16 protein-coding genes are annotated in these 16,689 nt (G+C 53.2%); 10 read left to right on the forward strand and 6 right to left on the reverse strand.

The genetic code is table 11. The features are described from left to right. Positions 1-41: 41 nt before the first annotated feature. The 3 genes from LG301_RS04145 to LG301_RS04155 all read left to right on the forward strand — a co-directional run bounded on the left by LG301_RS04145 (position 42) and on the right by LG301_RS04155 (position 5,376). The gene (locus tag LG301_RS04145) at positions 42-1,307 is read left to right on the forward strand and encodes an efflux RND transporter periplasmic adaptor subunit (RefSeq protein ID WP_404473706.1); all 1,266 of its coding nucleotides are present in this window, start codon (positions 42-44) and stop codon (positions 1,305-1,307) included. Then, complete coding sequence (locus LG301_RS04150; protein ID WP_404473708.1) at positions 1,307-4,498, forward strand: efflux RND transporter permease subunit; 3,192 nt, start codon at positions 1,307-1,309, stop codon at positions 4,496-4,498. The genes LG301_RS04145 and LG301_RS04150 overlap by 1 nt, the downstream gene beginning before the upstream one ends. Positions 4,499-4,701: 203 nt before the next feature. Next, entirely contained in the window at positions 4,702-5,376 is a 675-nt protein-coding gene (locus LG301_RS04155; RefSeq protein ID WP_404475166.1) for a hypothetical protein, read from the forward strand. Here the strand turns inward: LG301_RS04155 and LG301_RS04160 are convergent. Together LG301_RS04160 and LG301_RS04165 are read right to left on the reverse strand one after the other, a co-directional pair. Further along, the gene (locus LG301_RS04160) at positions 5,373-6,320 is read right to left on the reverse strand and encodes an alpha/beta fold hydrolase (RefSeq protein ID WP_404473710.1); all 948 of its coding nucleotides are present in this window, start codon (positions 6,318-6,320) and stop codon (positions 5,373-5,375) included. The two genes, LG301_RS04155 and LG301_RS04160, sit on opposite strands and share 4 nt — an antisense overlap. A 66-nt stretch (positions 6,321-6,386) precedes the next feature. After that, on the reverse strand, positions 6,387-6,998 hold the full coding sequence (locus LG301_RS04165; protein ID WP_404473712.1) for a TetR family transcriptional regulator: 612 nt from the start codon (positions 6,996-6,998) through the stop codon (positions 6,387-6,389). Positions 6,999-7,233: 235 nt separating this feature from the next. On the opposite strand from LG301_RS04165, the gene LG301_RS04170 reads away from it, so the two are divergent. Further along, positions 7,234-8,265 carry a succinylglutamate desuccinylase/aspartoacylase family protein gene (locus LG301_RS04170; protein WP_404473714.1) on the forward strand — a complete coding sequence of 344 codons (1,032 nt, stop codon included), beginning with the start codon at positions 7,234-7,236 and terminating at the stop codon, positions 8,263-8,265. A 163-nt stretch (positions 8,266-8,428) separates the two neighbouring features. Continuing rightward, positions 8,429-9,877 (forward strand): catalase, encoded by a 1,449-nt coding sequence (locus tag LG301_RS04175; protein ID WP_404473716.1) that lies wholly within the window; start codon positions 8,429-8,431, stop codon positions 9,875-9,877. A gap of 48 nt (positions 9,878-9,925) precedes the next feature. On the opposite strand, the gene dusA is transcribed toward LG301_RS04175, so the two are convergent. Beyond that, positions 9,926-10,957 (reverse strand): tRNA dihydrouridine(20/20a) synthase DusA, encoded by a 1,032-nt coding sequence (gene dusA, locus LG301_RS04180; protein ID WP_404473717.1) that lies wholly within the window; start codon positions 10,955-10,957, stop codon positions 9,926-9,928. Between the two features lie 370 nt (positions 10,958-11,327). Here dusA and LG301_RS04185 point away from each other — a divergent pair, with 370 nt between their 5' ends. Continuing rightward, complete coding sequence (locus LG301_RS04185) at positions 11,328-11,492, forward strand: helix-turn-helix transcriptional regulator (protein WP_404473719.1); 165 nt, start codon at positions 11,328-11,330, stop codon at positions 11,490-11,492. A 307-nt stretch (positions 11,493-11,799) separates the two neighbouring features. Continuing rightward, positions 11,800-12,402: a hypothetical protein gene (locus LG301_RS04190; protein WP_404473721.1), complete on the forward strand. Its 603-nt coding sequence runs from the start codon at positions 11,800-11,802 to the stop codon at positions 12,400-12,402. A gap of 49 nt (positions 12,403-12,451) precedes the next feature. Here the strand turns inward: LG301_RS04190 and LG301_RS04195 are convergent, their stop codons facing one another. Then, on the reverse strand, positions 12,452-12,598 hold the full coding sequence (locus LG301_RS04195; RefSeq protein WP_404473723.1) for a DUF4113 domain-containing protein: 147 nt from the start codon (positions 12,596-12,598) through the stop codon (positions 12,452-12,454). 84 nt (positions 12,599-12,682) lie between these two features. Here LG301_RS04195 and LG301_RS04200 point away from each other — a divergent pair, with 84 nt between their 5' ends. Next, the gene (locus LG301_RS04200) at positions 12,683-13,078 is read left to right on the forward strand and encodes a hypothetical protein (RefSeq protein ID WP_404473725.1); all 396 of its coding nucleotides are present in this window, start codon (positions 12,683-12,685) and stop codon (positions 13,076-13,078) included. A 65-nt stretch (positions 13,079-13,143) separates the two neighbouring features. Here the strand turns inward: LG301_RS04200 and LG301_RS04205 are convergent, their stop codons facing one another. Then, positions 13,144-13,314 carry a hypothetical protein gene (locus LG301_RS04205; protein ID WP_404473727.1) on the reverse strand — a complete coding sequence of 57 codons (171 nt, stop codon included), beginning with the start codon at positions 13,312-13,314 and terminating at the stop codon, positions 13,144-13,146. A gap of 452 nt (positions 13,315-13,766) precedes the next feature. Between LG301_RS04205 and LG301_RS04210 the strand changes: the two genes are divergently transcribed. Beyond that, positions 13,767-14,348, forward strand: a complete 582-nt coding sequence (locus LG301_RS04210) for a hypothetical protein (protein ID WP_404473729.1) — start codon at positions 13,767-13,769, stop codon at positions 14,346-14,348. A 20-nt stretch (positions 14,349-14,368) separates the two neighbouring features. Here the strand turns inward: LG301_RS04210 and LG301_RS04215 are convergent, their stop codons facing one another. Continuing rightward, positions 14,369-14,893 carry a helix-turn-helix domain-containing protein gene (locus LG301_RS04215; RefSeq protein WP_263065675.1) on the reverse strand — a complete coding sequence of 175 codons (525 nt, stop codon included), beginning with the start codon at positions 14,891-14,893 and terminating at the stop codon, positions 14,369-14,371. 297 nt (positions 14,894-15,190) lie between these two features. On the opposite strand from LG301_RS04215, the gene gltX reads away from it, so the two are divergent. After that, positions 15,191-16,669 (forward strand): glutamate--tRNA ligase, encoded by a 1,479-nt coding sequence (gene gltX, locus LG301_RS04220; RefSeq protein WP_404473731.1) that lies wholly within the window; start codon positions 15,191-15,193, stop codon positions 16,667-16,669. Positions 16,670-16,689 lie beyond the last annotated feature (20 nt).

Raw genomic sequence — 16,689 nt, forward strand, 5'->3', positions numbered from 1 at the left:
TATCCGTCAATGTCCAAAAAAGATGAATGGGAAGTCAACGTATGAAGAAGACGATTCACTCAGGTAGAGCGAGTCTAGTGACGCTGATAGCGGCATTGGCGCTAGCCGCATGCGGCCAGGAGCAGCCTCAGGAGCAGGGCGGGCAGCAGGAGGCGCCGCCTTATGCGGTCGAGGTCACTGAAATAGCCCGGCAGGATATTCCACTGAATAAATCCTACCCGTCGCTACTGCGCAGCGATAGTGAAGTTACGCTGGTGGCGCGGGTAAATGGCTTTCTCGAAGAGCGCCATTTTGAGCCTGGACAGCTGGTGGAGCAGGGAGATCGGCTCTATACCATTGAGCCAGACCTTTACCAAGCAACGGTGAATCAGCGTGAGGCTGACTTGCAAAGTGCGCGCGCTGAGTTGGCTCGTGCCCAGCGCGATGCACAGCGCTTTGAGCAGCTGTTAAGCCAAAATTCGGTGAGTCGTCAGCAGTATGACCAAGCGCTGGCCGACCAGCGGGTTGCCCAAGCCAGTGTAGCCCAGGCAGAAGCGGCCTTAACTAGCGCTAACCTGGATTTAGGCTACTCAAACGTTACCGCCCCCGTGTCTGGCATGATCAGCTTAAGTCAGATAAACGTCGGTAACCTGGTAACCCCAGGAACCGAATTAGCCACCATCACACCGCTTGACCCCCTTGAGGTGCGGTTTCAACTACCCCAGCGCGATGCCTTTGAACTGCGTCGTCAACTGGGAGAGCGCGGGAGCGCATCAGACATTACCGCACGCTTGAGTGTGCCAGGGCAAAATAGCGACGACAGCACTGAACTAGAAGGCCATTTGAACTTCCTCGGTTCTCGTGTTGATACCGGTACCAGCACGGTGCAGGCGTCAGCAGCGTTCGCCAACCCGGATGGCGCGGTATTACCCGGCCAATTTGTGCGGGTTCGTATTGAGGGCTTGAAGCGTTTTGATGTGCTGGCAGTGCCAGAAATTGCCGTGACGCAAGGCTTAATGGGACCGCAGGTTTTTATTGTTGATGATGACAATAAAGCCCGCGAGCGCACGGTTCAGCTTGGTGAAGTGGCCGGCCCCTGGCAGATCATCCGTGATGGTCTGACCGCTGGCGAGCGTGTCGTGGTTGGTGACCCGGCGGGCTTGGAACCAGGTCGGGCCATTGACCCCCAGCCGTTCGAGGGTAACGCGGGCGCTATCGTCGATGAAGCCGAGCAGGAAGAGGCGCAGCAAGAAGCCGAGCAGGCAGAGGCAATGCAGGAAGGGGCGGCTGACGCACAGCCTGCTGAAGGGGAAGAGGGCTCGCAATAATGAACTTTTCCAACTTCTTCATCAGCCGACCGATTTTCGCCACCGTATTGGCGATTATCTTGACGCTGGTAGGTACGATGGCGATGCGCATACTGCCCATTGAGCAGTATCCCAGCGTGGTACCTCCCACGGTATCGGTGCAGGCGCAGTTCCCAGGTGCCGATGCTGAGACGGTGGCGCAAACCGTTGCCGCGCCGCTTGCTGAAGCCATCAACGGTGTTGAGGACATGCTGTACATGACCTCTAACAGTGCTGATAACGGCACCATGAGCCTGAGTGTCGCCTTCAATATCGGTACGGATGGCGACATCAACACCATCAACGTAAACAACCGAGTGCAGGGCGCGCTTTCGCAGCTGCCTGAAGCCGTGCAGTCCCAAGGTGTCACCGTTGAGCTGCGTTCAGACTCTATCTTGATGCTTGTGGCTTTAACGTCTCCCAGCGGTGACTACAACAAAATCTACATGCAGAACTATGCCACGCTCAATATCTTGGATGAGCTTCGCCAAGTGCCCGGCGTAGGGAATGCTGAAGTGTTAGGTGGCGGCGAGTTTGCCATGCGGGTGTGGATGGACCCCGATAAGCTGGCCCAGTACGACCTGACACCCAGTGAAGTCGCCAGTGCCATTCGTGCGCAAAATACCGAGATTCCTGCAGGTAACCTAGCAGCCACGCCACAAAGCGAGCCGCGCGCGTATACCTACACGATCACTGCCGGTGGGCGATTGTCGGGCACCGATGATTTCCGCAATATCTTTCTGCGTACCAATCCAGATGGTTCTTCGCTGCGTTTAGAGGATGTGGCACGTATTGAGCTGGGCGCTTCGTTTTACGGGGTGGATGCTCGGTTAAACGGCGCCACCATGACGCCTATTATTATTAATCAGCAGCCTGGCGCCAACGCGTTGGAAACCGCCGATGCGGTACGTACCACGATGGAAGAATTGTCTGGGCGTTTCCCGCCGGGGCTTGAATACGTCACGCCTTATGACACCACGCTGTTTATTGATGCATCGGTAGAAACCGTATTAAAAACCTTCGTCGAAGCGTTTCTGATCGTTATCGTGATTCTGTTTATTTTCTTGCAGAATTGGCGCTTTACGGTCATTGCTATGTCGGTCGTGCCCGTATCGGTGATCGGCACCTTTGCAGGCTTTTACCTGTTTGGCTTCTCCATCAACCTGCTCACGCTGTTTGCCTTGGTGCTGTCGATAGGAATCGTGGTGGATGATGCGATACTGGTGGTCGAAAACGTCGAGCGGGTACTGAGCGAAGAAGACGATATTTCAGTACGTGATGCGACTATCCGCGCCATGAAGGAAGTGGGCGGTCCGGTAATCGCCACGTCGCTGATTATGGCGGCCGTGTTTGTGCCGGTGGCATTCTTAGGAGGCTTTACCGGGCAAATTTATCAGCAGTTTGCGATTACCGTAGCAATATCGGTCGCGCTGTCGGCGCTGATGGCACTGACATTTACTCCCGCACTGTCGGCTATCTTCATTAAGCATAATCTGCATAAAACGAAACAATCTGCCTTTCGGCGTGCGATTACCACGCCGCTGCGTCTGTTTGACCGCTTCTTCGCTGGTTTTACCGCCGTTTATATGTGGTTCGTGAAAAAGCTGGTGCGCTTCTGGGTGTTAGCGCTTGCGCTCACCGTAGCGGTAGGGGCTGGGTCTTACTGGCTCTATGCGAATACGCCTTCCACGCTCGTGCCGGAAACTGACCAAGGTATCGTGCTGGTCAGCGTTTCGTTGCCCGATGCCGCGTCGTTGAGCCGAACGCAAGCCTATATGGCTGAACTCAGTTCTCAGATAGAAGACATTCCAGGCGTTGAGTACTCCTCTGCGGTCGCGGGTTATGACATTTTATCAAGCGCGGTCAATACGGCGCGCGGCATTATGTTTGTCAATATGAAGACGTGGGCTGAACGAGACCTGACAGCCAATGAGCTGGTAGGCCGTATTATGCAGCTGGGTGCGAGTATTGATGGTGGCTCGGCGATGGCGTTTAACGTGCCGCCGATAATGGGCCTCTCTACAACGGGCGGTTTCACGGGCTATTTGCAATCGTTTGAGGGCGCTTCCACGCGTGAACTTTATGAAGCGTCACTGCAAATTATGCAGGCGGCTAACCAGCACCCGGCGCTGAGCCGCGTATTCACCACGTTTAATGTCAACGTGCCTTCTTACCGTGCGGAGATAGACCAGCAAAAAGCACTTAGCTACGGCGTTGCTCTTGAGAATATCAACTCAGCGCTCGCCAACACCTTTGGTAACGGGTTTGTTAACTTCTTTAGCTACCAAAACCGTAACTTCCAGGTCTATTTGCAGAACGAAGATGAATTCCGTAAAACACCGGATGATGTCAGTAGCGTTTATGTGCGTGGCGGTAATGGCGAGCGGATTCCGCTTTCTGAGTTTGTCACGCTTGAGCGCCAAACGGGCCCGTCGGTGGTCTCTCGTTTCGGTGTTTATGCGGGCGCTCAGTTCCAAGGCAACCCTGCGCCAGGGTATAGCTCTGCCCAGGCGATTGAAGCCATGGAAGAAGTGGTTCAGGAAACGTTGGGCAGAAACTGGGGCATGGGCTGGACAGGGACAGCGTACCAAGAGTCTAACCTTGGCAATACCGCCACGCTTGCTATCGTATTCGGTATCTTGATGGTGTTCTTGATCCTGGCGGCTCAGTATGAAAGTTGGTCGCTACCGCTTGCGGTGCTAACCGCGACGCCGTTTGCCTTCCTAGGGGGGATTGGTGGCATTGTGTTGCGCGGCCTGGATACCAGCGTGTATGTGCAGATTGGCATGCTGGTGGTAGTCGGCTTGGCGGCTAAGAACGCAATCCTTATCGTTGAGTTCGCCGAATTGCAGCGCAAAGAGCAGGGGAAATCGATTCGTGAAGCAGCGATTACAGCGGCGGAGCTTCGCTTCCGGCCGATTGTGATGACGTCACTCGCCTTCATTTTCGGTACTTTGCCGTTGGCACTAGCCACAGGTGCCAGTGATGTGAGCAGTCACCATATAGGTACGACCGTGGCGGTCGGTATGGCGTCCGTGGCCGTACTGGGAAGCCTGTTTATTCCCAGCTTCTACGCCATGATTGCCACGGTGTCGGATTGGCTCTATCGCAAACGCCACCCTGATCGGGATGATAACAACGAGCAGGCAGCGCTAGGGCATGACCAACCGTAACGCTGTTTAGCAACCGGCTAGCGGGCACCCTGTTGACAAGGGTGCCCGTTTTTTTTGCTTTGCAGATCGAGAATAACGTCGTGAAAAACATAAATGTGCCAGGTGGTCTACGCTAAAAGAGACCGCTGTTTTTAGCTTGTGCTAATAAAAATAACATCAAGCGAAAACATGACCAGGCTTTGTCTGGAGGAGGACACGCCATGCTGCCATCACTTGTTTCCGCCGCGCTGCAATTTCCCACGGTTGTGGTTACCTTTTTGCTGGCGTTGATAGCACTCTACTGGCTACTGGTGTTGATCAGGCTTGCGCCGCTGGAGTTGTTTGAGCGCGATAGCCTGCGCGATGACCATATGGCCAGCACTCTTGTATCCCTGGGTTTTGCAGGAGTGCCTGCCACGCTTGCGTTAAGCGTTCTGGTGCTTTTTGCGGGTGCCCTATCGCTGGCCATTGAGCTACTCGTCCTCCGCTGGTTTTCGCTGGGTATGCTGAGGGTTCCTGTCGGCGTGCTTGTGCTGTGGATCTCCTTTGCGGTGGCATCCCCCGTTGCGGCCGCCGTTTGCCATGCATTGCAACGGGCGCTTCATCGCTACCAGCCGTTTAAACGTCGCTGTTTATTAGGGGCTACGGTAGTTGTGTTAGAGCGCCAGAATGATGAATACGCATCTGCGCAATTGGAAAATGAGCCAAGCAGCACCGTCAAACTGCACTGCAAAACGGGGGACTGCCCGCAAACGGGCGAACGCCGTGTACTGGTGAAATATCTTGCTGACGAAGGTGCATACCGCAGTGTGATTGAGCGGCAGTATCTTGATACGCGCGTTCGCGTGAACAAGCTGCGCTTGCACCGCAAGCATCCTTCAAACGGCTATTCCACCTAACCATTGCGGGGGGATTTGCTCAATAGGCGCCGCCACTGTTTAACAAACCACTGGACAATAGGGATCGGCGCGGAGGCGCTTGTTGGTTTGCGGCGGGGGAAGGCGCTCAGTGGTGTGTCGAGAAATTGACGCAGTGGCGTTACTTGCTCGGGGCGATTGAGCATCGGCGCATGGCCGCAGCCCGGGGCGGTGAAAGTGACCAAGCCGGGCTGCACCTCTTTCATGCGTGGCAGCATGTCGGCATCCAGCAGTGTCGATTCTGCACCGCGAATCACCATGACAGGACAGTGAATGTTGGCCCAGTCAGCCCAGGTGTCCCGTGGTGTGTCATGGATAAACTGCTCGCCAATACGGGGGTCGAAGTGATAAGTCCAGCTACCATCAGGCAGGCGCCGTGCGCTGCCCAGTGCTAAGGCTCGCCACTCAGCATCGCGGGTAATACCAAAGCTGGCATAGTGCTGCATTAACTCTTTTTGCAGGTCTTTAAAGCTTGTAAAACGGTGGGTAAGACTGAAGTAGCTAGAAAGCGCAATTAAGCCCTCTTTATTTAGTTCGGGGCCAACATCGTTAAGGATCAGTCTGGAAATCCGGCGCTGATGCGCTGGGTCGGCGGCAAGCAACATGCCCAATAGCCCACCCATTGAGGTGCCAAGCCAATCTACCTGCTCCAATTCAAAATGGTCTAAGACGGCCAGGGCCACTGTTATATAGTGGCTATAAAGATAGTCGTGTGCAGGAAACAGTGACCAACTAGAAAGGCCGCGGCCAGGTGTATCGGGTGCGAGAATACGCCACTCGCTGCCCAACTGGTGGGCCAGCGCTTCGAAATCACCCCCATGGCGCGCAAGGCCATGCCACGCGATCAGCGTGCGCGATGCGCTGGGGTTCCAAATGCGAACGGCGATATCAAGTTCACGTACACGAACAAATTCCAATGCATCCATAACACAGTCCTATGCTGGCGACTCGCTCAGTATAGGTCTTTGCTGCGTCGCAGCGAAATAGGGACGTTAGCGCTTGACTAGGTTGATGAACGTATCAATCATTTCGCCGCTACGTTCACTGATGGAATAAACGCTGGGGTTGCGAAGCCAGTCGTGGAATAGGCCACCTAACATAGACTGCAACATTCTTGTTGCCACCTCGGGGCTAAGGCTATCGCGCAGCAGGTGCTGCTGCTGTGCCATCTCAAAGAGGGCTAGCATTTCATCAAAACACTCTTTGCCAATTTTATCCTGCATTTCTAGAGGATCAATATCGCTAAAAAATTCGCAGCGATGCATCAAAATTGACAGTATCCTTTGGTACGAAGGCTGTTCAAGTCTAGCCATGCCAGCATGGCAAGCTTGGCGCATTGACTCCAATGGCGAGATATCAGCGTCAGAGACGTCTACTTCGTCCATCAGCGACTGAAAAGGCATGTGGACACGCTCGACTAATGCCTTGAAGAGGTCCGCCTTATCTTTGAAATGCCAATAAACCGCGCCACGGGTCAGGCCGGCATGGCGAGCAATTTGTTCTAGTGATGTGCGAGCTACGCCTTTCGCGAAAAACACTTCTTCAGCAGCATCCAACAGCGCTTCGCGAGTCGCTGCCGCTTCTGCTTTGGTCTTTCTGGCCATGAAAACGTAACCTCACTATCAATACGGACGGGGCCATTTTATCTTAAAGTGGGTGATTTTACATTCAAAACTGTATGGTTATTGAGTAGCCCGCACGCCGTGAATGAAGATGTTCGTTATTTATAATTAGTAAGTGTATAACGCGTGTGTAAAACCCAATGTGAACGCACCGTTTTAAACGGTAGGTCATTACTCTGTAGAGTAGTTGCTCTACGCCCGTTATAGGACAAACAGCATGGCACGAGCTCCCTTTGAATTAGCTGGACATACCATTCAGCCCGGCCAGCGCTTACAAATCGATATGCCGGTTGCGCGTTTATACACCCACACGCCGCTGCATATTCCGCTTGAAGTGGTACATGGCCGCAAAGCGGGGCCGGTGATGTTGGTATGCGGTGGTATTCACGGCGATGAAATTAACGGTGTCGAGATTGTGCGCCGTTTACTGCGCTCAAAAGCAATTAATAGCCTGCGGGGTACGCTGATCGCGGTGCCAGTGGTGAATGTGTTTGGTTTTTTACAACAAACCCGCTACTTGCCCGACCGGCGCGATTTAAACCGCTGCTTTCCTGGGAGTGAAAAAGGCTCGTTGGGCGGCCGTATTGCGGCGTTGTTTCGTGAGGAGATCGTCGATCACGCAACGCATATTATCGACCTGCACACCGGGGCGATACACCGCACAAATTTACCGCAAATTCGTGCTCAGCTAAGTGCAGGTAGCGAAACAGAGCGCATGGCTGATGCGTTTGGTGCTCCGGTAATTCTCAATGCGGAACTGCGGGAAGGGAGCCTTCGGCATTACGCGCAGAACCGCGGTATTCCGGTGCTCACCTATGAAGCGGGTGAAGCGCTGCGCTTTGATGAGTGGGCCATTGCGCCAGGTGTGCGGGGCGTTTTACGCGTTATGCGGCGCTTGGATATGCTTGCAGGAGCACAGCGCCAGCGCTCGGCTGCTCCTGCAGAGCTAGCCAATGGCTCTAGCTGGGCGCGGGCACCCATCGACGGCATACTGCGCCCAAAAGTGCGCTTAGGCGCGCGGGTAGCCAAAGGCGAGGTGCTGGGCAAGGTCGCCGACCCTTTCGGTAATGATGAGGATGAAGTGCTCTCTATGGCTGACGGCATCGTGATTGGGATGAGCCGGCTGCCGCTCGCCAACGAAGGTGAGGCGCTTTATCACATTGCGCGTTTCGATGAGATTGAGGAGGCAGAAACCGCGATTGAGAGTTTTCAATCTAGCCTTACACCACCGCCTGATGCGATGTATTAACGCTTTTAGACGCTGTCGAATCCACGCCACGGATGGCGCGATACCGGCTTGTTGGCTATACCTGTGTGGGTACCGCTTAAGCTTACATTAAAAAAGCGGCAATGAGCGGTGCTTTCCAGTGGTACAGACCGTGCCATGTCGAGCGCGACAAGGAGGAAGAGCAATGACGAACAGCAAGTACACAACAAACGAAGCGGGCATCCCGGTTTCCAGCGACGAGCACTCCCTTTCTGTGGGTGCCGACGGCCCGATAGTTATGCATGACCACTATCTCATGGAGCAGATGGCGGCGTTTAACCGGGAGATGATTCCCGACCGCCAGCCCCACGCAAAAGGTAGCGGCGCCTTCGGCCATTTTGAAGTGACCGAAGATGTTAGCCAGTACACCAAAGCAAAATTTCTTCAGCCGGGTGCTAAGACCGACGTGTTGATGCGTTTTTCGACGGTGGCGGGGGAGAGCGGAAGCCCGGACACATGGCGCGATCCACGCGGCTTCTCGATGAAGTTTTACACCGATGATGGCAATTTCGACATGGTGGGTAACAACACCCCCGTGTTTTTCGTCCGTGACCCCATGAAGTTCCAGCACTTTATTCACTCGCAAAAACGCCGCGCAGATAACGGCCTGCGAGACCACGATATGCAGTGGGATTTTTGGACACTGGCGCCTGAGTCTGCCCATCAAGTGGCATGGCTAATGGGCGACCGGGGCGTGCCCGCCACGTGGCGGCACATGAACGGCTACTCCAGCCACACCTATATGTGGGTGAATGATGAAGGCGAACGGTTTTGGGTGAAATATCACTTTAAAACCGATCAAGGTATTAAGTGCATGACCCAGGAGCAGGCCGACCAAATGGCAGGCAGCGATGCCGATTACCATCGTCGTGACCTGTTTGAGGCGATCAAACGAGGTGACTACCCGTCCTGGACGCTGCAAATGCAGATTATGCCGTTTGAAGATGCCAAGACCTACCGCATCAATCCCTTCGACTTAACCAAAATATGGCCCCACGATGACTACCCGCTGATGGAAGTGGGCAAGTTAACCCTGAACCGTAACCCGACGGACTTTCATAGCGAGATTGAGCAAGCCGCTTTTGAGCCCAATAACTCAGTGCCGGGCACGGGCTTCTCGCCGGATAAAATGCTGCTGGCGCGGGTGATTTCCTATGCGGACGCACATCGTGCTCGTTTGGGGGTTAACTACAAGCATATCCCGGTTAATTCACCTAAATGCCCGGTAAATAGCTATAGCCAGGGTGGCGCGATGCGAATTAAACACTCCACCGATCCGGTCTATACCCCTAACAGCAAAGGCGGCGCCAAGGCTGACCCTGAGCGCTTTCCTGAAGATGCGGTGTGGTCGACCGATGGCCAGCTGGTACGTTCCGCTTACACGCTGCGCCCTGATGACGATGATTGGAGCCAAGCCCACGCGCTGGTTCGCCAAGTGATGGATGACGCGCAGCGTGATCGGTTAGTTTCTAACGTGGTGGGCCACTTGTCTGGCGGCGTCACCGAACCCGTACTAGCGCGCGCTTTTGAATACTGGCGCAATATTGATCAAGAGGTCGGTGAGCGCATTGAGAAAGGCGTGCGGGATAGCTAAGCCGACAAGCGAATAACGATCTTACCCCGCTCAGCACAGCCCGCTACATTACAACGTGGCGGGCTGTTCTGCTTCTAACGGCTCGGTGGAAGGCTCGCGCACTAAGCTGAGCGCTTCATCGTAAACACGCAAACCCACGCCCTCTTTGTGGGCGTGCTCTGACAAATGACGCCGAAAGCGCCTGCCGCCCGAGCAGCCCTGAAACAGCCCCAGCAGGTGGCGGGTGATGTGATTCAGCTTGGCACCCTCATCCAGCCGCTGCTGAATATAGGGGCGAAACGCCATGGCCGCCTCTAGGCGTGTTTGTGCTGGCCCAGGTTCGCCAAACAGCTGCGCATCGACCCCTGCTAACAGCCACGGGTTTTGATACGCCTCGCGGCCTACCATCACGCTATCCACGTGCATGAGCTGCGCCTGGCATTCGTCGAGGGTTTTGATACCGCCGTTAATGCCAATATGGAGTTCAGGATGGTGCTGCTTCAAACGATGCACGCGAGGATAGTTAAGCGGCGGCACATCACGGTTCTGCTTCGGCGATAACCCCTGCAGCCATGCCTTACGCGCATGAACGGTAAACACTTCACAGCCCGCATCCGCGACGATATTAATAAAGCGCGCCAAGTCCGCATCTTCATCCTGGTCATCAATACCAATACGGCATTTCACCGTGACCGGGATCGACACCGCCGCCTGCATAGCACGTACCGCCGCCGCCACTTTTTCAGGGTGGCCCATCAAGCAGGCGCCAATCATGTTGTTCTGCACGCGGTCGCTTGGGCAGCCCACGTTCAGGTTAACTTCATCATAGCCCCACGCCTCGGCAATCGCCGCGCACTCCGCAAGCTCCCCCGCATCGCTACCGCCCAGCTGCAAGGCAATGGGGTGCTCAACCTCGCTAAAGCCCAAAAATCGCTCACGGGGCGACCCATGCAAAATCGCACCGGTCGTCACCATCTCGGTATACAACAGCGCCCGCTTGGTTAAGGTGCGTGCAAATGCTCTGTAATCACGGGTTGTCCAGTCCATCATGGGTGCCACAGAAAACAGACGGGCGGCGTTGGCAGGGCTTTCTTTTTTCATATCAATCACTTGCATACTTGGTATGCGGTGTAAGTACACAAATCTATTGCCCTCTGATCGCGGCTATTCGCTAAATGAACAGCAGCACCATGGCCTAGCATGGTGATCTATCAGACGTGGTGGGCGCGTTGGCGGGCAATTGTACGCAAGAAAGGGTAGGCAGCACAAAGTAAGTGACTGCACCTTAATACGCGCATAGGCACGAGGGCTGGGAGGCTACCTTAGGGCCTAAGGAAAACAGGTGATAAATGAGCATTAGGAGAATGGTGTCACCGTGATTCTTGGGTTAAGCTGGCTTAATATAGTTGGTGTTTTGCGCAACACACAGCAACCGCGACCCGAAACATGAAGGTGTGTTTCTGCTGCTGGTGTGGGTGGCGAGCGCCGGATTAAGCAGGTGCAGCGTCTGGCGGGCGGCGCGCTGTACCTGATCAGCGACAACGACCACTACCAGCCGGAAATGATCAAGCCGCAGGATATGCACGATGTGGAGATTCTGGGGCGGTGTGAGATTCGAACTGGGAGGGTGGCATAACTGAAAATACATACAAGCGGTTTTGAGGCTACCTAAAGTAGTAGGAAACAGGGAATGAATTATAAGAGAGTTAAACAGCTCTTACAGTCAGCACTGCTACTCTGCTTGGTACTCTCGTGGCCTGCGTTTGCCGATATTAGATTTGGTAGCTGGATTGTGAGTAGTTGTAATAGTTGTTAAATAGGTATTTTAAATGAATCAGTCTGTTAAGGTGTATTTGGTTTTTTTGTTTTTTTATCTGCAGGTTTACTCTGTTTTGCACTCATATGTCTACTGGCAGTTCTTTGGAATAAATGCGTTCGATTATATGTCATTTAACGATATTGCCCTTTCATCAATTGGTTCGTTATTTGTCATTTTATTTGGTCTTTTTATAGCTTTACTATGGTCTTTTTATTGCATGGAAGTTTTTTTGAGAAATCCCTTAAGATTTTCAAATTTAATATTTTTTCTTTTTTTGTTTGGTTTTTTCTGTAGCTTTTTTTTGTCTTATTTTGATTTGCTTTCTTTCTCAAAGTCCGATGATATGTTGAGTTTTTTTCTTTTTTTATTCGGTGTTATGTTGCCAACTTTTTTTGGGTTTTCAAGCTTTGGTATGAAGGTTTTTTCGAGTCCAAGAGAATCTGTTTGGTATGCTACTACGGTTGTGATAGGAATATATCTGTTAAGTTTTTATCCTGATGTTTCTGCGCGCTATAATTATGAGCGCATCCAGAAAAACTCTTTTGATGTGCCAGTGGTAGAGGTCAAGAGTTGCGATGAATGTGAGTATAAAATGATTGGAAAGTTGGGCGACTATGTTATTGCTTACGATAGCCGAAACAGTTCTGTTGTTTCAGTTAATGATAAGAATGTAGAGGTGATACGCCATAAGCCATATTTTTTTATCAACGATCATATATTGAATTAAGTTTCTTTGTTTGCCCAAGTTATCCATTCTTCGCTGCCCCCTCATCCGTCTAAGCCTTCATCAATTCATTCCAATTTGTCGCATAGCGTGGGCTGTCTTTCGCGCAGCGTAGATACCAGGGGACGTTCTTTTCCGATAGCCCCAGGCGTACCGTGTCTTTTCCCATCTTCTCGCTCAGGGCGTCCATGGTAGCCATCCGCCGTGGGCTGAAAGTGCCCTTCCATAACCTTTGTTAGATATTTTTTTGTACAGTATTAGGCATTAGGGAAGCAACGTGCCAATGCTTAGGCACGTTGCTAATTATGGAGCTAGCACAGGGCAACAGTATTCGAGTGACCTACTTGGGGCCTGCCGTGGTGGGTGTAGAGCACCCCGCGGTGGCGGAGATGGACCGGCGAAAATTTCCGCCGACCTGTTTCTGGTTGAGATCAGCGAAGAGGCGCACCCCGGTGGGCCATGGATGGAAGGCGACGTGTTGGTGGTCGACGAAGCCCGCTCGTATGGCCACGCGGATCTGGTGGTGGCGGAGATAGAGGGCGAGTACCGATTATTCAAAACACAGCGCGTCGGCAGCCGCTGCCGCCTGTTACCGCACACAGGTGGGGAAGGATGCTTCATCACCGTGAAGCAGTACCGCAGGGTGGTGATGAGAAGGGCGCAGTTCTGGGCGTTGTAGGCGATGGCTTACAAAAACCCCCAGCCATGGAATGGCTGGGGGTTAACGTTTGGGCATTGAGATATTTAAGAGAGGCGAAAAACGGATTTTTGAGCGCGCTTCTGAGCTTCTTCCGCGCTAAGGCTGACCTTGACAGCGCCTTGCCGTTTGGCAGCGAGATAGCGTTTACGGGCAGCTTGAATGGTTGCTGCCTTGCGCTGCTGCTGTGTGGTGTGATCATTTGCGTATAAATACATAGCATGTTCCTTTGGCAGAGGTATAAGACGTTAGAACGTTGGCAACGAAATATGCCCCTTAGCGACGGTAAAGCCTTTTGTAACATTGGCACAGCTGGGGGTTGTCATCAACGGCGCAGCCATAATAGCCACTTGTCGACCAGCCCTTTATCCAGCCAAAATTTACTTCCGTTTCAGCACTGCTAATGGGTAAGGGCAATCCGGATTGAAGGCGAACCCGGTAACCATTCGCGCGATTCTCATCTAGGGCTGAGTTCACAGGAAGTGTACTTACTTCTCACACCTTACTTGTGTCCCAAAAACTTCATGAACTCAGGAATAAGATTGCCAACCACCACAGAAATAACCCTTTCGTTAGAAACCCCTGCAGCACTTTGCGTGTTTTGCGGTCTAAATCGCTGTGGGAAATGTTAGGCGGTGGTAAGCTTGAGTTTCGCTGTTGAGGAGTCTCTATGCATAAAACACTAGGTGGCATCAGTATCGTGCTAGTGAGTGCCTTGCTACTGGTAGGTTGCGGTAGTCAGGAAGAGGAACCGGCGGCGGTGCAGTCCGACGCGGCGAGTAGGGAGGCGGAGCTGCAGCAACCTGAAGAGACGGTTGAAGATGTCGAGCCTTTAGAGGTGGCTATCTCCGCGCAAGCTTCGCTGCGTACGGATCGCCGCTTGATGGTGGAAGGCGAGACCAATCTGCCGGATGGTGCTCAGATTCAGGTAACCATTGAGCGTGAAATAAGCCGCGTGCGCTGGCAGTCACTCACCAACGTTATGGATGGGCAGTTCGATGCGGGGCCTTTTGGTTCGGGGAGTGGCTTACCTGATGGCACCTACATTGTCCAGGTTCAGCTTTCAGAAGCCAGTGTGCAGCCTAGGGATGTTCAGGCGCGTATTGGTACCCAAGGCGAGTACCTGACGGGAGAGCTTGTAAGCCAATCCCGCCATGGCTTGGGGCAAGTGGCCACCTACTCACGCCGTTTCTTGGTGGGGAGTGAACCAAGGCGAACACGTGACCAGGCGACCATTGTTGAAGATAACTAAGGATCTAGGGGAAAGATGCTTTAGGCAGGGCACCAATGGGCTAACAGTACAGCGTGAATGGACGTATCACTGGGTGCTTTCGAAAAATGCTCAATGATAAAACGCTCATCACGCTGAATGAGGTAATGTCCTGCTTTGTGAAACACGTGTGTTGGGCCTAGCAGCAGTAAGTCACCGGCCGCAATCGGAGAAAAGTCCGTGTTACTGGCAGGAGTGGCCATGACACAAGGGGCTTTCCAGTCAATCTTCAACGGCAGATGGCTGGGTACTGTAATAGTGGTTGCCTGCACCTGTTCCCAGGGGAGGGGGCCGGTGTGGGTCAACGTTAAAAGTTGGGGGGCACTGTCACCTTCCAAGAGAGTTGCCAAAGAGCAATCAAGAGCATCGGCAAGCGCCACTAAGCGCTCATGGCCAATCTGCTTGATCGCACCAGACTCCCAATAAGAAATAGTAACATCTGATACGCCAACTTTACGTGCAAGGGCAGCTTTGTTGAGCTTGGCCCTAAGCCGCAGTTGCTTGATACGTGAGCCTAGCGATTCCATTTCATCTTCCTATCGATGAGCTTAAAAAGCTCGTTGGATGTACTTCCACCGCTTACGGTGGCGCTCTGGTCATGCTAAAAATGGTTTGCCAAGAGTGCGTCGCATTTTCAAACATGAACACGAATCATGGGTACAGCGCCATACTAAGCGATTGTGCTTTAACGCGCATCTTGCAATCTATTACTCTTAGGCATTCGATATGACGCTTTTAAGGGAAACTCGTTCCCTGGACGGTACTGTTGGTTGGCTAAAGGGTGCGTATAATGTCGCCACGCTTAATTGCAAAAGGATAATTTGATGACCGTACGTACGCGTATCGCGCCTTCTCCCACGGGCGACCCTCACGTAGGAACTGCCTACATCGCGCTGTTTAATCTCTGCTTTGCGCGTCAACATGGCGGGCAGTTCATTTTGCGGATTGAAGACACGGATCGGGTGCGTTCTACACCTGAGTCGGAACAGATGATTTTGGATTCGCTGCGCTGGCTAGGTCTTGAGTGGGATGAAGGCCCGGATGTTGGCGGCCCCCATGGCCCGTACCGCCAAAGCGAGCGGGGGGACATTTACGCCCAGTATGCGCAGCAGTTGCTAGATGCCGGTCATGCGTTTAAATGTTATCGCACCAGTGAAGAGCTTGATGAGCTGCGAGAAGCCCGTAAAGCCGCTGGGATGCAGTTGGCGCTAAAGCCGGTTGACCTGGCGCTAGACGATGACGAGCAGGCTCGCCGCGAGCAAGAAGGGTGGCCTTATGTGGTGCGTATGAAGGTACCTAGCACCGGCGTGTGTGTGGTGAAGGATATGCTGCGCGGGGCTATTGAAGTTGAGTGGGCGCAGGTGGACGCGCAGATTCTACTTAAATCAGACGGTATGCCGACTTACCACCTAGCCAACGTGGTGGATGACCACTTAATGGGCATTACCCATGTGCTGCGAGGGGAGGAGTGGATTAACTCCGCGCCGAAGCACCAGCTTCTATACGAGTATTTTGGCTGGGAAATGCCTGAGCTGTGTCACATGCCGCTGTTGCGTAACCCGGATAAATCCAAACTCTCCAAGCGTAAGAACCCGACGTCGATCAACTACTACCGTCGCATGGGGTTCCTCCCCCAAGCAGTGACCAACTACCTAGGGCGTATGGGCTGGTCGATGCCGGATGAGCGGGAGAAGTTCAGCCTATCCGATATGATGGCGGAGTTTGATATTCAGCGGGTATCGCTGGGTGGGCCGGTGTTCGATTTGGAAAAGTTGACCTGGTTAAACGGCGTCTACATTCGTGAAGACCTGGACGACGATGCACTGCTCCAAGCGCTGCGCGAATGGGCATTTAATGATGCCTACGTGAAGCAGATTTTGCCCCAGGTGCGCCCCCGGATTGAAACACTCTCGCAGGTAGTGCCGCTGGCTGGCCACTTCTTCTCCGGCTTACCGGCTATCACCGACGATGATTTTGATAGTGTGAAGCTCGATAAGGAAGACTTGGTCAAGCTGCTGCAGTTCCTGGTTTGGCGTTTTGAAACCGTTTCTGCGTGGAATAAAGAGGCATTGTTAGCCGAAGTGAAAACGCTATCAGAGCACTTTGAGCTAAAAATGAAAGCCTTTTTAGCGCCGGTCTTCATTGCCATTACCGGTAGCTCATCAAGCACATCGGTGATGGATGCTATGGCGATTTTGGGGTCGGATGTTACCCGTGCGCGGCTTAGAAATGCGATTGACGTATTAGGTGGCGTGTCTAAGAAGCAAGCTAAACGCTTCGAAAAGGAGTATCGAGAGCTATAAGTCTGTTGGGAAGCGCCAAA

This window comes from Vreelandella venusta (assembly GCF_044809155.1).
GTDB classification, from domain to species: Bacteria; Pseudomonadota; Gammaproteobacteria; order Pseudomonadales; family Halomonadaceae; genus Vreelandella; species Vreelandella venusta_B.

Bases quoted from the DNA above. Each gene is read 5' to 3' on its own strand.
- LG301_RS04145 (WP_404473706.1), top strand. From the start codon at position 42: ATGAAGAAGACGATTCACTCAGGTAGAGCGAGTCTAGTGACGCTGATA.
- LG301_RS04150 (WP_404473708.1), top strand. From the start codon at position 1,307: ATGAACTTTTCCAACTTCTTCATCAGCCGACCGATTTTCGCCACCGTA.
- LG301_RS04160 (WP_404473710.1), bottom strand. From the start codon at position 6,320: ATGGATGCATTGGAATTTGTTCGTGTACGTGAACTTGATATCGCCGTT.
- LG301_RS04165 (WP_404473712.1), bottom strand. From the start codon at position 6,998: ATGGCCAGAAAGACCAAAGCAGAAGCGGCAGCGACTCGCGAAGCGCTG.
- LG301_RS04170 (WP_404473714.1), top strand. From the start codon at position 7,234: ATGGCACGAGCTCCCTTTGAATTAGCTGGACATACCATTCAGCCCGGC.
- LG301_RS04175 (WP_404473716.1), top strand. From the start codon at position 8,429: ATGACGAACAGCAAGTACACAACAAACGAAGCGGGCATCCCGGTTTCC.
- dusA (WP_404473717.1), bottom strand. From the start codon at position 10,957: ATGAAAAAAGAAAGCCCTGCCAACGCCGCCCGTCTGTTTTCTGTGGCA.
- LG301_RS04190 (WP_404473721.1), top strand. From the start codon at position 11,800: ATGTCATTTAACGATATTGCCCTTTCATCAATTGGTTCGTTATTTGTC.
- LG301_RS04195 (WP_404473723.1), bottom strand. From the start codon at position 12,598: ATGGCTACCATGGACGCCCTGAGCGAGAAGATGGGAAAAGACACGGTA.
- LG301_RS04200 (WP_404473725.1), top strand. From the start codon at position 12,683: ATGCTTAGGCACGTTGCTAATTATGGAGCTAGCACAGGGCAACAGTAT.
- LG301_RS04205 (WP_404473727.1), bottom strand. From the start codon at position 13,314: ATGTATTTATACGCAAATGATCACACCACACAGCAGCAGCGCAAGGCA.
- LG301_RS04210 (WP_404473729.1), top strand. From the start codon at position 13,767: ATGCATAAAACACTAGGTGGCATCAGTATCGTGCTAGTGAGTGCCTTG.
- LG301_RS04215 (WP_263065675.1), bottom strand. From the start codon at position 14,893: ATGGAATCGCTAGGCTCACGTATCAAGCAACTGCGGCTTAGGGCCAAG.
- gltX (WP_404473731.1), top strand. From the start codon at position 15,191: ATGACCGTACGTACGCGTATCGCGCCTTCTCCCACGGGCGACCCTCAC.